The sequence below is a fragment of the Gallibacterium sp. ZY190522 genome (assembly GCF_054166015.1).
The window spans coordinates 1500720-1517210 of the sequence record NZ_CM135118.1 but is presented as its reverse complement, the minus strand read 5'-3'; the positions used below and the strand labels follow the sequence as shown (position 1 = coordinate 1517210).

General features: G+C 40.9%; 6 protein-coding genes. 2 read left to right on the top strand and 4 right to left on the bottom strand.

The window, feature by feature from the left end:
- Nucleotide 1: 1 nt before the first annotated feature.
- Nucleotides 2–3058, bottom strand: coding sequence for a formate dehydrogenase-N subunit alpha (fdnG, locus tag ACXPAV_RS07355; protein ID WP_458003111.1), 3057 nt, complete (start codon nucleotides 3056–3058; stop codon nucleotides 2–4).
- A 214-nt stretch (nucleotides 3059–3272) separates the two neighbouring features.
- Between fdnG and fdhD the strand changes: the two genes are divergently transcribed.
- Nucleotides 3273–4079, top strand: a complete 807-nt coding sequence (gene fdhD / locus ACXPAV_RS07350; protein WP_039148368.1) for a formate dehydrogenase accessory sulfurtransferase FdhD — start codon at nucleotides 3273–3275, stop codon at nucleotides 4077–4079.
- On the opposite strand, the gene ACXPAV_RS07345 is transcribed toward fdhD, so the two are convergent.
- Both ACXPAV_RS07345 and dapA read right to left on the bottom strand, forming a co-directional pair.
- A complete protein-coding gene (locus ACXPAV_RS07345) occupies nucleotides 4072–4890 on the bottom strand; it encodes a pyridoxal phosphatase (protein ID WP_458003110.1) in 819 nt (272 codons plus the stop codon). The genes fdhD and ACXPAV_RS07345 overlap by 8 nt on opposite strands.
- Before the next feature lie 57 nt (nucleotides 4891–4947).
- Nucleotides 4948–5841, bottom strand: coding sequence for a 4-hydroxy-tetrahydrodipicolinate synthase (gene dapA, locus ACXPAV_RS07340; protein ID WP_018345923.1), 894 nt, complete (start codon nucleotides 5839–5841; stop codon nucleotides 4948–4950).
- Between the two features lie 238 nt (nucleotides 5842–6079).
- On the opposite strand from dapA, the gene bcp reads away from it, so the two are divergent.
- Nucleotides 6080–6544, top strand: coding sequence for a thioredoxin-dependent thiol peroxidase (gene bcp / locus ACXPAV_RS07335; RefSeq protein WP_210640547.1), 465 nt, complete (start codon nucleotides 6080–6082; stop codon nucleotides 6542–6544).
- 262 nt (nucleotides 6545–6806) lie between these two features.
- Here bcp and ACXPAV_RS07330 read toward each other — a convergent pair whose 3' ends face one another.
- Nucleotides 6807–16409, bottom strand: coding sequence for a YadA-like family protein (locus ACXPAV_RS07330; protein WP_458003109.1), 9603 nt, complete (start codon nucleotides 16407–16409; stop codon nucleotides 6807–6809).
- Nucleotides 16410–16491: the final 82 nt, after the last annotated feature.

Genomic DNA, 16491 nt, shown 5'->3' with positions numbered 1-16491 from the left:
CTTATGCCTCCGCTACTTTTTCAATGTTAACTAAAAACGCTTTGAATTCCGGTGTTTGCGTATTGGCATCACCGACACGAGGTGTCAAGTTATTGGCGAAGAAGCCTTTTTTACCGACACCGACAAAGCCCCAGTGAATCGGAATACCGACAGTATGTACCGGCTTACCGTCAACTTCTAGTGGACGAATACGCTTGGTAACAACAGCAACTGCTTTAATATAACCACGAACAGAAGTCACTTTTACTTTATCGCCGTGTTTAATGCCTTTTTCGGCAGCAAGTTGTTCGCTGATTTCCACAAATTGTTCCGGCTGTGCAATCACATTTAATAGTGAATTCTTCGTCCAGAAGTGGAAATGTTCAGTTAAACGATAAGTTGTTCCAACATAAGGGAATTTTTCGTGTGAACCGAAAGATTCCTTGTCTGATGCCAAAATACGCGCCACAGGGTTTGAAACCACGTTCGGATGCAATGGGTTTGTACCAATCGGTGTTTCAATCGGTTCATAATGTTCAGGGAACGGACCTTCTGCCATCTTATCGATAGCAAACAGACGAGAAACCCCTTCAGGTTGCATAATGAACGGAGTCACATCGCTTCCCGGCGGTGCAGCACCAAAGTCGGCAACATCGACGTAGTTCCAGTTTTTACCGTTCCATTTCACTAATTGGCGTTTCGGATTCCAAGGTTTACCTTGTAAATCGGCGGACGCACGGTTATAGATGATACGGCGGTTTAACGGCCACGCAAATGCCCAACCTAAAGTGTTACCTAAACCTGATGGATCAGAGCTGTCGCGGCGAGCCATCATATTGCCTTTTTCTGTCCATTGACCGGTATAAATCCAGTTACCGGCGGAGGTTGTTCCGTCATCACGTAAGAGACCGAAACTTGGTAATAATTCACCTTTTTTAACCAAAATATTGCCGTTCGGATCTTTAAGATCTTCAAGTGCATAACCGTTATTTTCTTTCGCTAATTCTTCGGCTGTTGGTTCGATTGGATTTAGATAATTCCACGACATCGCGTGAAGTTGTTCAATTCCGCGACCGCCTTCTTTATCGTAAAGCTCTAACATTGCTTCACGAATTTCAGAAAGAATAGCAACATCCGGTTTGGCTTCTTCAGGCGCAGCAGCACCTTTCCAGTGCCATTGTAACCAACGACCTGAGTTGGCGATTGAACCGTCTTCTTCAGCGAAACAGGTAGTCGGTAAACGGAAGACTTCAGTTTGAATATCTTCGGTTTTCACGTCGTTATATTCACCGTAGTTTTTCCAGAAATCGGAAGTATCTGTTGCTAACGGATCCATAACAACTAAAAATTTCAGTTTGCTGAGTGCGCTGATCACTTTGTTTTTATCCGGATATGAAGCAATCGGGTTAAAGCCTTGGCAGAGATAACCGTTGACTTTGCCGGCATACATCATATCGATGAAACGGAAGTGGTCATATTTTTGATCCATCTTCGGCAAGAAGTGATAACCGAATTGATTGTCGGCAGTTGCTTTATCACCAAAGAAAGTTTTCAACATACTGATAAAGAATTTAGGTGTGTTGCCCCAGTAATTGACCTGACCTTTTTGTGAAAGTTTCGGTGTAATGCGATTGAGATAAGTTTCTAAAGAAATATCTTTATCGGTTGGTAAGCCCATATAGCCCGGCAACATATGCGGGAATAGACCTAAGTCAGTAATTCCTTGTACATTTGAGTGCCCACGCAATGCATTAACACCACCACCGGCGACCCCGATATTACCGAGTAATAACTGGATCATTGCCATAGTACGAATATTTTGTGAACCGACAGTATGTTGAGTCCAACCTAATGCGTACATAAAGGTGGCAACCTTCGCCGGATCGGCTGTTTTAGCGATTTCAGTACAGAAAGTTAAGAAATCTTTTTGTTTTGTTCCGCAAATACGTTCAACCATTTCCGGTGTATAACGGGAAACGTGTTTCTTCAATAGATTAATGACACAACGCGGATCTTGCATAGTCATATCACGTTTAGCAAAACCTTCTTCATCCAACTGATAAGACCAAGTGGATTTATCATATTGGCGTTTTTCAGGATCGTAGCCGCTGAATAGACCCTCTTCAAAACCAAAGCCTTCGTTTACTAAGAAAGTTGCATTGGTATAGTGTTTAACATATTCGTGCTGGATCTTGTCGTTGCTTAATAGATAGTTGATTACCCCTGAGAGGAATGCAATATCGGTACCTGAACGAATCGGCATATAAATATCGGCGACAGACGCGGTACGATGGAAACGTGGATCTACCACCATAATTTTCGCACCATTGTTTTTCTTCGCTTCGATTGCCCAACGGAAACCGACAGGGTGTGCCTCAGCGGCATTACCGCCCATCACGATAACGAGATCGGAATTTTTAATATCAACCCAGTGATTGGTCATCGCACCGCGACCAAATGATGGAGCAAGACTTGCTACCGTTGGTCCGTGTCAGATACTCGCTTGGTTGTCTACAGAAAGGATACCTAACATTCTTACCCATTTTTGGGTCAAAATGCCGGTTTCATTACTCGCTGCCGATGCCGCCAACATACCTGTGGTTAACCAACGGTTTACCGGAGTACCCTCTGCATTGGTTTCGATAAAGTTGGCATCGCGGTCATCTTTCATTAAACGAGCGATACGAGTAATTGCTTCGTGCCAAGAAATACGTTTCCATTCTTTAGAACCCGGAGCACGATATTCCGGATATTGCAAACGATTCGGACTGTTTACATAATCTAAGGCACCTGCGCCTTTTGGACAAAGCGCACCGCGGCTTACAGGATGATCTGGGTCGCCTTCGATATGGAACAATTTGCCTTTAACATTTTTTGCTTTATCGCCAATGGAATAAAGTAACATTCCACAGCCAACAGCACAGTAAGTACAGGTATTTCTCGTTTCTGTCGTGTGTAATAATTTATACTCACGAGGAGCAGCTAATGCCGCTTCCGGTGCGAACCCGAGCATAGCGGCACTTGTGCCAGCCATTCCACCTGCACAGATCTTAAAGAATTTTCTTCTTGTGACCTGCATAGATACTCCTTGTTGGATAGTAATAGAGTGGTTAATAAATTTGTTTTAGATTGTAATCAAAATGTAATCCATACATTTTGCGGTGTAGGTTACTCTTTCTTTGTAATATAATCAACGTTCAATTGTCTGTTTATATCGAGGATTACGTCGGCAAGCATATGCCGATCGCTAGAAAGATACACCTACTTATTATAGGTATTTTGGGAAAAATGTGATGCAGTTCATTAATAAGAAAAGTGTTTTTTATCAAAAAAAAGTGAATTTTTGTGATCCGAGCTTGATTGCGGAAGAAAAAATGGAAACGTTAGCGGTCGAAATGCCGGTAGCCTTGGTTTATAACGATATTTCTCACAGTGTGATGATGTGCACACCCCAAGATTTAGAAGATTTTGCGATTGGTTTTTCTTTGACCGAAGGCATTATTGATGATCCGAAACAGATTTATGGCATTGATGTTGAACCGAGTTGCGCAGGGATTGAAGTGCAAATAGAACTGTCCACGCGCAAATTTGTCGATTTAAAGCAATATCGGCGAAATTTAGTCGGCAGAACCGGTTGCGGTATTTGTGGCGTGGAGCAGTTACAACAAGTGAAACGTCATTATGCCTCTATTACGCCAACGTTCACATTGGAGTTAAATCGACTCGATGGTTGTTTAACACAACTGGAACAGCATCAACCTTTGGCGCAAGCAACCGGCGCAACACACGCCGCCGCTTTTTTTAATCCTCAAGGTGAATTGTTGGCAATTCGTGAAGATGTCGGACGGCACGTTGCACTGGATAAATTATTAGGATGGTATGCAACGCATCAGCGTCCGCAAGGGTTTGTTTTTGTGAGCAGTCGTGCCAGCTATGAAATGGTGCAAAAATGCTTGGCTTGTGGTGTTGAAATGCTGGTGGCAATTTCCGCACCGACGGCGTTAGCGGTGGAAATGGCGGAACAACACAACCTCACTTTATTCGGCTTTGCCCGCCACGGACGTGTTACGCAATATAGCGGTTTACCTGCGACTAATTAAAAAGATATTGCTCAAGTGTAGCAGCAATGCCATTTTCATCGTTGCTAAGGGTGACCAAGTTGGCCTGTTGTTTCACTTCTTCTTCAGCATTACCCATCGCAACACCTAAGCCGACACTCGATAGCATACTGGTATCATTATGGTTATCGCCAAATGCAATGACCTGTTGCGGATCAATTTGCCACGCTTGCAATAATTGCAATAAACGCCCACCTTTACTGTTGCCGACATTGGCAATATCAACACGATCAACCCACGACCATTCGCAACTGAATTGATCCGCCGGCAGTTGATCTACCACTTGCAACATCACTTCCCGATTTGGTGCACTGATAACACATTTCCAAATAATATCGCCGCTGCTAATAAAGTGATAGAGATCAGGCACTTGGCGTACATTCGGACGAACCGCCTCATCACAACTGTCTGCCCACGCTTTGAATTTTGTCATATGGGGATTAAATACCTGAAAATTCATTGCATCTCGGGAGTAGAGCAACACGTGAGAGCCATATTGATTGGCTAAATCCAAAATGCGTTTCGCTTTGGCGGCAGTCAACGGATTGGCTGCCAACACCTGATCATCTTGCATTTGGTATAGATAAGTGCCGTTACAGCAGATTACCGGCGTATCCAAGCCAAGTTGATGATAATAGGGTTTCACCGCTGTATGATGGCGACCGGTTACCAACACCACTTTTTTACCGAGAGCTTTGGCTTTTTGTATCGCCTCAACACTGCTTGGCAAGATTTCACCGTTACTGTTCAATAATGTGCCGTCTAAATCAAAAGCGACAACTTGATAAGACATAATTTTCCCCTAAAAATGAGAATGGGGTGCATAAACACCCCATTAAATTGCTAAATATTATAATAAACCGGCTGTTTGCAACGCTTTAATCACTTTCGGTTGCGCTGCTTCACTTAATACAGTGAGCGGTAGACGCAGTGTCGGTTCATCAATTAAGCCGAGTTTGTAGCACGCCCATTTCACCGGGATCGGATTGGATTCAACAAACAGATCGTGGTGCAATGCCATTAAACGTTGATTAATTTTTTCCGCTTCATCAAATTTACCGGCTAAAGCCAACTGACAAACTTTTGCCATATCTGCTGCTGCCACATTGGTGGTAACTGAAATCACCCCTTCTGCGCCCTCTTTCATAGAATCTAAGAAAGTCGCATCATCACCGCTTAACACAATGAAATCTTCACCGGCAAGCTGTTTAATTTTTTTCACGCGGCTAACATCACCGGTTGCTTCTTTAATACCGACAATATTTTCGATTTTAGACAAGCGACCGACAGTTTCCGGCAATAAATCGCTACCGGTACGTCCCGGTACGTTATAAAGGATTTGCGGTAAATCGGTACATTCAGCAATGGTTTTAAAATGCTGATACATCCCTTCCTGTGTCGGTTTGTTGTAGTAAGGCACTACAGTTAAACAGCCGGCAATACCGCTGCCGTTTAATAATTTGGTCATTGTAACCGCTTCACTGGTGGCATTGGCACCGGTTCCGGCAATTACCGGAATGCGTCCATCGGCAAATTCGAGCGTTTTTAAAATGGTTTTAATGTTTTCTTCAATACTTAGTGTGGCAGATTCACCGCTGGTACCTACGGAAACAATCGCATTGGTGCCGGCTTCGATATGGTAATTAACCAATTTTTTTAATTGACCGTAATTGACTTCACCGGCGCTATCCATTGGGGTTACGAGGGCAACAATGCTGCCTGAAAATAAAGGTTGTGATGACATAAATTTCTCCTGAGCGTTTGTTCGCTGTAATACAAAATTTTTAGAAAAACAATGTTTTCTAGATTGCCAAAATTACCTTACATTGCAAGCAATTTTTTTATTTTTCACTATAATTTGTTTGAGCGCGGACAAAGCCGCTGCAAATAAAAACAGCTTGATACTTTCATTGTACGAAGCTTCAGCATTCTTAATGAAGGGAAGCCAAGTACAAGCGAGTAAAAATTAAAGGAGAAAATCAATGCAAACTTTAACCGCAGGTGCAAAGGCACCAGAATTTACCTTATTGGATCAACATTCCCAACCGGTATCATTAAACGAATTTCGTGGACAAAAAGTGCTGGTCTATTTCTATCCGAAAGCGTTAACACCGGGATGCACAACCCAAGCGTGTGGCATTCGTGATACAAAAGCAGAGTGGCAGAAGTTAAATGTGAAAGTTTTGGGTATCAGCCCTGATTTACCGGCAAAATTGGCGCAATTTGAACAGAAGAAAGAACTTAATTTCACTCTGTTATCCGATCCAGAACACAAAGTCGCAGAGGCTTTCGGTGTTTGGGGAGCGAAAAAATTTATGGGCAGAACATTTGATGGCATTCATCGCATCAGTTTTTTAATTAACGAACAAGGGGAGATTGAAAAAGTATTCGATAAGTTCAAAACCGGAGAGCATCATCAGGTTGTGATTGATTATTTAAAATCTTAATTATCATTATCTTTTTTATATAAAACCTTCTGATTTTCTCTAAAAGGAAAAGGTATTAAACGTTTTCTAGATTTTAGAGAAGAGGTTTAGAATTCAGTTATTGAAAATAATTTTCAAAAAGAGAAAGTTCAAAATAGAGAATTATAAATAACTTAAAGGTCTAGATTTTCATCTAGACCTTATTTGCAACTTGAATATTATTGAATATTAAATCTCAGCGAATCTCAAGTATCGCCCTCTTAAAATAAGAGGGCAGATTATCTTACCACTGATACCCAACGCCAATTCCACCAGTAAAGTCGTTTTGTGTATTATGGCTAGCACTTGCTCTAATAATCAAGTTTCCATTATCCGCAATACGAGATACCCCTAAGGCAATAGCAGATTGCCCTTTATGGTAACCCGTGGAAACGGCAACCATACTTTTACCTGGAAGATAAGCTTGAGGTAAATTCGCCATTGCAGCGGAAGAAGCCGCAACACCACTGATGTTTTGAGAAAGATTATTCAGTTGTTGATTGATATTTGATGCAACACCTTTCAACTGACTTACATTCACCGCATCAGTATCGGCAGCTCCAGCAGCTACGTTAGTTAAACGGCGGTATTCTCCCTCTTTACCGAAAGATACCTCACCAATAACCTCACTACCTTTACCTACTGCCTGCTCGTGGGCATACACGGTTGCAGATTGTAACGCTTCTAAAGATTGTAAAGCGTGAGCACCACTACCTAATGCAACACTACTTGCATTCGTATCAACACGGGTGTTATTACCAATAGCAATACCTTGTATGTTTGTATCAAGTCCACTATTGAGTACATTAACATAACTGTTACTTCCCATTACTAAGGCACCGTGTGACCCTTGTGTTACCGTCACATTGTTACCCATTGCCATAACCCCCTGAGTTTTCTCACTTAATGCGGTGATTTTCTCATTAATTGCCTCGCGTTTTTCCATATAATCCGCAAGTGCGGTGTTATATTCCGCCATTTTTTCTAAATAAGCATTGACTCTGTTTTGATAGTCTTGATCGGTTTCGTCTGTACCTTTCTTTTCCAATTTACCTGGACGCGTAGGGCGAGTTAATGCTTTCCGTTCTTCAACTAATGCTGTCAATTCATCTCCTGAACCAAGGGTACTATTATTACCAACTAAGTAACTGCTTGTTGCATTAATAATACTCGGGTCACCGAAAGCCCCTGAGTTATTCCCGAAAACTTCATTACCTGTTCCGACACTAATGCTATCACTACCGTGAACACTGCCTTCAGAACCAATAACAATACTGTTTTCACCTTTAACCACAGAACCGCTACCCATCGCCAAAGAATTTTCACCTTCTGCACTGGATTGATAACCGACAGCTGTTGCGTAAGCTCCACTTGCACTTGAGTCTTCTGTATTGCTCGCTTGATCTGTCTGTTTTGTTTCACCATCATTAGTATGGAAGAACTTAATCCCTTGCTCGTTCATATTGCTAATTGCAGTATATACCGAGTTGGTTAAATACTCTTTCTGGTCAGAAACATTATAGGTTTTAAGTACAGGTTTACCATCTTGTACAAGAACATCACCACTCGTTTCACCTTCAAAGATGGTACCGTCATCTAATCCTTTATTATCTTTATTAACCTCTTTATTCGCGATATTAATATTACTACTTCCCGTTACAGCTTGAGTAAGTTCTTTTAACTGTGCAATAGTCACAGCATCACCATCATCCTCACCTTTTGCCAAGTTAGTGATCTTATTACCACCGTTATCTAAACCCTTACTACTCAGTGAAACGGAAGGTGCAACACTACCATCATCTTTTGCTGGAGGTGTAATAGTGATTCCCGCTCCATTTACAGTGGTTGTATTTCCCTCTGCATCTTTAAATTCAGATGATGTTAGGTTTTTCAGATCTTTGGCTAACTGCACTGTTAAGCTATTATCTGTGGCATTACTTTTCACATTAATATTGCCTGTTGCACTCTCAAAGCTTTCTGCTTTAGCTGCATCAACGCCATCACCTACCACTTTAAGTTGCGTACCTAATGGGCGATGAACATTTTCTTCATTGTTACCCACAAAGTCCAATCCAGCTTGAGCAAGTGCTTGTAAATCACCAACCGTTGCCACTTTGTTTAAGTCTGCTCCAGATTTGGTTAATAAACCAGATTGCCCATCGGTTCCTGCAATGGCTTTTTTCGCTGCGTCAGCAGTAATTGCTTGAGGGTTTGCCGGATTACCATCCACACCATTATTACCCGCTGAACCATCTAATCCTAACCCACTTTTCACATTGGCGATCTGCGTTGGAGAAGTGGTTGAACCATCTGGATTAACGTTTGATATCACTATATTCGTTGATGGTACAGGTGTTGTATTCGGATTTGGTGTTAATGCTCCCGTTGTAGGATCTTTCGTTAAATCTCCCGCTTTATAATAAGCTGATGAACCATCTGGCGTCGTGATCTTCACTAAACGTTCACCTTGTTCATTGGTATAAACCGTATTACCCGCAGTTCCATCACGCAATGCTTGGATTTTATCTAACACAGAAGTTCCATTTAAACCATCAGCACCACTTGGGCCAGTAGTACTATCAATTGGTAAAGTATTCGGTGTGCTTACACCCAATTTATCCGCAAGATCTTTTAATGCTCCTTCTGTAGCTGCATTATTACGGTTATCGCCTGTACCATAATCACTACTCAATGGGCCATTACCGTCTTTCCCTACTAGGGTGCGATCAGCCAAGTTTGAAATAGTGCCATCTTTACCATTAACACTGATACCTTTTGAGCCGTCTTCTTTAGTAAAATTCAAACTATCTTTACTCAGTGAAGACTTAGCCCCATCAGGATTTGTCGCATCACTAAAGGTAAGAGATTCTGGCTTAAGTTCCGCTTTATTTTCTCCATTCGTAAGCGTTGTGCCACCTAAACCATAGCTCGCACTTTGTCCTGCTTTGTCATCAGAGCCTGTAATTGTCATTCCCGCAGAATTAAAGGTAGCACTTTGCCCATCTTTCGTTTCTGTTGTAATAGAAGAAATATTTGAAATCTCTTTCGCCAATTTCACTATTAACGCATTGTTATCAGGATCAGTAACCACACCAATATTATCATCGGTTAATTTCGCTGGATCAGTTACCCCGCCTTTCACATTCAGTTGTTCACCTAATTTGCGAGAAACCTTCTCACCACTGTCGCCACCAAAAGATAAGCCTTTATCAGTCAATTCAGTTTCTAATTTAGTTTCTAACGCAGCGGTAACCCCTGCAAGATCTTCCACATTCACAACACTAGAGCCTTTATTTTCTGCTGCATCTTTAAGGTGATCTAACATTGTTTTACCTTGTGTTTCTTCTGTTGGTTTAATTGCACTTTTCACACCAGATAAGGTTTTATTATTTAATGCAAGATCATCATCATTAAAGGTTAATTGTGCCTTTTGATCTTCAGGTTTTGTTGATGTTTTATCTGTTACCGAACCTTTAACGCCACCGCCGATACTCGTGATATTCGTCAGCACCTTGTTTAACTGAATCACTAGTTTGTTATTCGTTGGGTCGCCAAAAACATTGATATTTCCGACCGCACTTGTAAAATCAGTCGCTGAGTTATCGCCAACAATCTCTAATTTCGTACCAAGTGGACGGTGAATAATAGTAGAAGTATTATTTCCATTAAAATCCAATCCTGCTTGAGCCAAGGCTTGTAAATCACCAATCGTTGCCACTTTATTGAGGTTGTTAGCTCCTTTCATTGCCAATAATCCAGATTGCCCATCCGCACCTGCAATCGCTTCTTTCGCTTTTTTAGCAGTAATCGGTTCCGCTGTTTTATCCAACCCTAAGCCACTTTTCACATTCCCCATTTGAACTGGAGAAGTAGTTGAGCCATCTGGATTCACTGCTGTTGAAACAATGCTATCTTTAGCCACTTCTTTTGGTGTATCCGCATCAGCCAAAGCGGTAGCTGAAGAACCATCTTTCGCAATAGGCTCGCCATCTTTAAATGTTGTTCCCTCTGGATACCATTTACCATTAGGTCCTTGTACTTTATCACCCACTTTTTCAGCAACATAATATTTGCCATCATTCCCTTTCACTAAACGGTTGCCATCTGGATCGGTATAAACCACATTACCCGCTAGACCATCACGCAAGGCAGTGGTTTTTTCGGTTAAGGTCTTACCGTCTAAACCGTCTTTTCCTGCTGGGCTGTCTGTTGGCGACACTTCTTGCGTATCAGATAAACCTAATTGATTTTTCAACTTATCTAATTGGGCTTTATTAATCGCAGAATTCTCTGTTTTCCCCGCTGCAATGCCTTTCAATTCAACAGGCATTGTTGATGAACCATCATCGCCTGGTTTACTCAAAGTTAAAGAAGAACCATCTTTGCTTGGTGTTAAGCTAATTGGTGTTCCTTCATTTGCTGCTAGTTTCACGCCCTCAAAAGTTGGGGTTTTCAACATTTCAATGCGTAATGTGCCTTTATCATTATGGGTAATTAAATTGTCCGCACTGTAGTTTGCTTTATTATCATCTCCATAAGTAGTGTTAGATTTCCCTTCAATTTTCAAAGTAGAACCCAAGGTTTTATGAATGGCTTTGCCTTCTGCTTCATTGCCTAAGAAATCAATACCCGCTTGAGCAAGGGCTTGTAAATCGCCAACGGTTGCCACTTTGTTTAAGCCTGCTCCAGATTTGGTTAATAAACCAGGTTTCCCATCCGCTCCTGCAATAGCTTCTTTCGCTTTTTTAGCAGTAATCGGTGTCGCTGTTTCATCCAACCCTAAACCACTTTTCACATTGCCCATTTGAATTGGCTTTTCTGTGCTACCATCTGGATTCACTGCTGTTGAAACAATGCTATCTTTAGCCACTTCTTTTGGTGTATCCGCATCAGCCAAAGCGGTAGCTGAAGAACCATCTTTCGCAATAGGCTCGCCATCTTTAAATGTTGTTCCCTCTGGATACCATTTACCATTAGGTCCTTGTACTTTATCACCCACTTTTTCAGCAACATAATATTTGCCATCAGAACCTTTTACTAAACGCTTGCCATCTTGGTTTGTATAAACCACATTACCTGCTAAACCATCACGCAAGGCATTGGTTTTTTCGGTTAAGGTTTTACCGTCTAAACCGTCTTTTCCTGCTGGGCTGTCTGTTGGCGACACTTCTTGCGTATCAGATAAACCTAATTGATTTTTCAGTTCATCTAATTGGCCTTTATTAATCGCAGAATTCTCTGTTTTCCCCGCTGCAATGCCTTTCAATTCAACAGGCATTGTTGATGAACCATCATCGCCTGGTTTACTCAAAGTTAAAGAAGAACCATCTTTGCTTGGTGTTAAGCTAATTGGTGTTCCTTCATTTGCTGCTAGTTTCACGCCCTCAAAAGTTGGGGTTTTCAACATTTCAATGCGTAATGTGCCTTTATCATTATGGGTAATTAAATTGTCCGCACTGTAGTTTGCTTTATTATCATCTCCATAAGTAGTGTTAGATTTCCCTTCAATTTTCAAAGTAGAACCCAAGGTTTTATGAATGGCTTTGCCTTCTGCTTCATTGCCTAAGAAATCAATACCCGCTTGAGCAAGGGCTTGTAAATCGCCAACGGTTGCCACTTTGTTTAAGCCTGCTCCAGATTTGGTTAATAAACCAGGTTTCCCATCCGCTCCTGCAATAGCTTCTTTCGCTTTTTTAGCAGTAATCGGTGTCGCTGTTTCATCCAACCCTAAACCACTTTTCACATTGCCCATTTGAATTGGCTTTTCTGTGCTACCATCTGGATTCACTGCTGTTGAAACAATGCTATCTTTAGCCACTTCTTTTGGTGTATCCGCATCAGCCAAAGCGGTAGCTGGAGAACCATCTTTCGTAATAGGATTGCCCTCTTTAAATGTTGTTCCCTTTGGATACCATTTACCATTAGGTCCTTGTACTTTATCACCCACTTTTTCAGCAACATAATATTTGCCATCAGAACCTTTTACTAAACGCTCGCCATCTTGGTTTGTATAAACCACATTACCTGCTAAACCATCTCGTAAAGCATGAATTTGTTCTGTTAGGCTTTTTCCATTTAGTCCATCAGATGAGGTTGGAGTTTTTGCATTTTCTGTAGTAGGTGGTGCTGTACCAATTTTGTTATTGATCGTTTGTAAACTTTCCTTCACATTAGTAGGTAAATTATCTAATTTCTCTTTTAAAGTTTTATTTAAATCAATGGTTAAGGTTTTCCCTGTTTCTGTTGCTTCTGCTGTTGTTGTAACATAACCAGAAGTTCCTAGTACTTTAAGAGCTTGTTTTTTTAAATCAACTTTAGTATTAGTATCACCTGTTTCAGTGGCTGCCACATCTTTATTATTATCCCCTCTGAATGCCAAAGAAGAACTTAGGCTACTGGTAGCCGTGTTAATAGCATTTGCAATATCGCCAGCAGTAACTAATTTAGTTTTATCACTAGCAGAAACAGCACCTGTGGTTTGATCATTGGTTAAGTTCGTGGTTTGCACATCAAACTTCACTGTTGCCACATTGCTATCTGTAGGCATTTCTACACTTGCTGTAGTTAATTTGCCATCGGCAAAGTTTACTTTTTTGCCTGCACCAATCTCTGCTTTCTTCGTGCCACCTTGTTGGATTTCCCAACCAGAATTTACCGCACTTGTAATTTGGTTAATGGCTTGTGTAATGCTCGTTGGTGCAGTTGTGATACCATTAACAGAGGTTAATGTTGTTGTATCACCTAATTTTTTATCAGTATAAGATTGTGCATCACTAATGGCTTGTGCTTTTGCTGTGTTAATATCATCTGTCCAATCTTTCGCTTCAAATTCAACTGCGCCATCATCTTTTGCTGTAATAGTTAAATTATTATTTAGCGATTTAAAATTCAGTCCTTTTGATAAAGAGACTTGTTTTGCTGGAGTCGCTGTTGATGTGTCATTTGTTGAGGTATAACTCAGTTTTACATTAGCCGCTAATTTACTAGGATCAACCGCATTATTTACTACTGTTGCAAGATTTCCAGCCGTGACTAATTTATCCGCATCATCTTTTGTTGGTGCGATAATCTTACCTGTACTATCATTATTTGCCAATGTCGCAGTATTTACATTAAAACTCACTGCGGCTGGTTTATCCGCTGTTTTAGCTGTAACTATAGCGGTAGTATTGCTTCCATTAATAAAATCAACAGCTTCAGTTGCTCCAACATTTCCTTTATCTGCATTATTTTCTTTTAGTTTCCATCCTGTGTTCACTGCGGTAGAAAGTTGTTGAACCGCTTCGCTAATTGTTGTAGGTGCGGCGGTATTTCCGTTAATTGTTGTGGTTGGGGCTGTGTTTCCGAGTAAATTCTGAATAGTTGTAATATTCCCTGCCGCACTGCTTGAAGCCTTTTCAAGGTTTGTTAATGTATCTGTAATTGTTGAATCTAAGGAGATTGTTAGGCCATCAGATGTTGCATTTGTTTTAATTTGCCCTTTAGTGCCTAACACTTTAAGAGCTTGTTTTTTTAAATCAACTTTAGTATTAGTATCACCTGTTGCATCGACTTTCACATTAGCATTATCATCCCCTCTGAATGCCAAAGAAGAACTTAGGCTACTGGTAGCTTTATTAATAGCTGTTGCGATGTTTTCAGCAGATACCAATTTATTTTTATCTGCGTTTGCTACAGAAACGGCACCTGTGGTTTGATCATTGGTTAAGTTTGTGGTTTGCACATCAAACTTAACTGTTGCTACATCATTAGACATTTCTACATTTGCTGTAGTTAGGTTGCCATCGGTAAAGTTTACTTTTTTGCCTGCACCAATATCCCCTTTCTTTGTGCTGCCTTGTTGAATTTCCCAACCAGAATTTACCGCACTTGTAATTTGGTTAATGGCTTGAGTGATGGTAGTTGGTGCAACATTGTTATTCCCATTGACAGCTGTTAATGGGATGTTGCCTAGTTTTCCGTCAGTGTAAGTTTTTGAAGCATTAATGGCTTGTGTTTTTGCTGTACTAATATCATTTGCTAGTGTTTTTGTGCCAGCAAGCTCTTTTATACCATCTTCATTTAAAGCGAGATTGAAGGTTTTCTTTTGAGTTGATTGATCTGTTTCTGGAGTTACTGTTAAAGCTGTTGAACTGCTTTTTACATCCACTAACCCTGTAATGGCGTTTTTACCTTCATCAGTAAGATTACTTAACGCAGTATTAGCTCTACCTGATGAAAGCTGATTTACAGTATTTTGGATAGTGGTTACATTGTTTTTAGTTGTTGCAAGATCGCTCTTCGTCTTGGTTAGCTCTCCCTCAATGGTAGAAACTTTATCTAAAGTCGTTTTAGTTTTATCATCAAGGGAAATTAGCACATCAGCTCCAGAAGCAGTGGTGGTGATTCCACCATTAGTAGCCCCTTTAATACCAAAACTAGAATTGGTTTGACGATTTTGTGCTGTCGTCTTCAAACCATTATCGCTTTCTAGAGTTACTGTACTATTTGCAATTTTCTGGATTGCGTTATGTACAGTGCTTTCCCCTGTCCCTCCAATATCAGAAAAAGTCAAATTGCCTAAATCATTGCCATTTTCTTTAACAACTGCCGCATTACCACCTAAATTGCTAACAAGCGTTGTGGCTAAATTACCTAATGCAAGATTAGTGCGATAAAGTTGTGAACCATTAACGGCATCCATTGAATCGGCACTTAATTTACCTGCGGCAACATGTTGTAACGTTCTGCCCCCTGCTGGTCCAATGCTAAATACACTTGTTGGAGTTCCCGTGAACCCACCATAAGTTAAACCGCCAATCTCTGCCGAGCTATAAGAACTTATGCCACGTGTTTCACCATTGGTTGCAACTGTAGAATTATTACCAATTACAACAGAATCATTATAAGAGTCTTTTAGATTAATATTGTTACCGATCACCACGCCATTTTGTGATTGATTTGAAGAATTATTCCCCAATACAAGTGCATTTTGTGACTGACTTGAAGATTCATTTCCTAAAACAATAGCGTTTTCTGCATTCGCCTTAGCTTTTTTACCAATCGCAATTGCTCCTTCTTCCCAAGCTTTAGCTTGATAACCTTGAGCAATGGCATAATTTGTTCTTGCCACAGATTCTGTACCCAATGCAAGAGCCGCTGTTCCATTAGCGATGGTTTTTACCCCGACAGAAGCCGACCTATCTCCCAATGCAATAGCTTTTACCCCTAACGCTGCATCTTCTTTATTAGAAGATGTGTTTTGGGCAGTAATTTTACTTTCCATTGTGGTTGAGCCATCCGTTCCCGTTTTGAGCGTGGAGGTAATTAATTGATATTTCGATGAATTGTCTTTTAGAGAACCGCTTCCATTAGAAGTTTGATAGGTCTGCTCAGGTTGGGTGATTGTGCTATAACCATCGTTATTAATATCATTAAATTTCGTTAAATCTAGTTGGTAATTCCCTAAAGCATTGGAGAATGTTCCCATTGCCACAGAGGCTTCGCCCATTCCTTTTGATTCGCTACCAATGGCAACGCTGTAGCTATCGCGGGCAACAGAACGTGTTCCCACGGATAAGGCATTTGTGCCACTGGCAATGCTCTTCATTCCCAGAGAAACAGATTGCAAACCAAAAGCAGAAGATTTAAAACCTAAAGCAACATTATCGCCGCCTGTATTAGAACTTAGTTTATTATTAGAATTAGTGATGAGATGAAATGCCTCTCCTGAAGACCTTGAATAAATCTGATCAAAAGAATCAGCTAAACCAAAATTGGAATTTAAAACTGAACTTCCTTTCGCATTGCTGAATGCCCCGTAAGCGGTATCTCCAGTACTCCAGCCTATAGCAGTTCGTCCGACCACAGTACCATTATTTCCAGCAGGATGTTGCCCATCTTTACCTACATATGCAGCATCTCCATTTGTATCTCCTGCACCAATAACA

What these genes read in the sequence shown, in the direction of transcription:
- fdhD (WP_039148368.1), top strand. Translation starts at nt 3,273, where the DNA reads ATGCAGTTCATTAATAAGAAAAGTGTTTTTTATCAAAAAAAAGTGAAT.
- ACXPAV_RS07345 (WP_458003110.1), bottom strand. Translation starts at nt 4,890, where the DNA reads ATGTCTTATCAAGTTGTCGCTTTTGATTTAGACGGCACATTATTGAAC.
- dapA (WP_018345923.1), bottom strand. Translation starts at nt 5,841, where the DNA reads ATGTCATCACAACCTTTATTTTCAGGCAGCATTGTTGCCCTCGTAACC.
- bcp (WP_210640547.1), top strand. Translation starts at nt 6,080, where the DNA reads ATGCAAACTTTAACCGCAGGTGCAAAGGCACCAGAATTTACCTTATTG.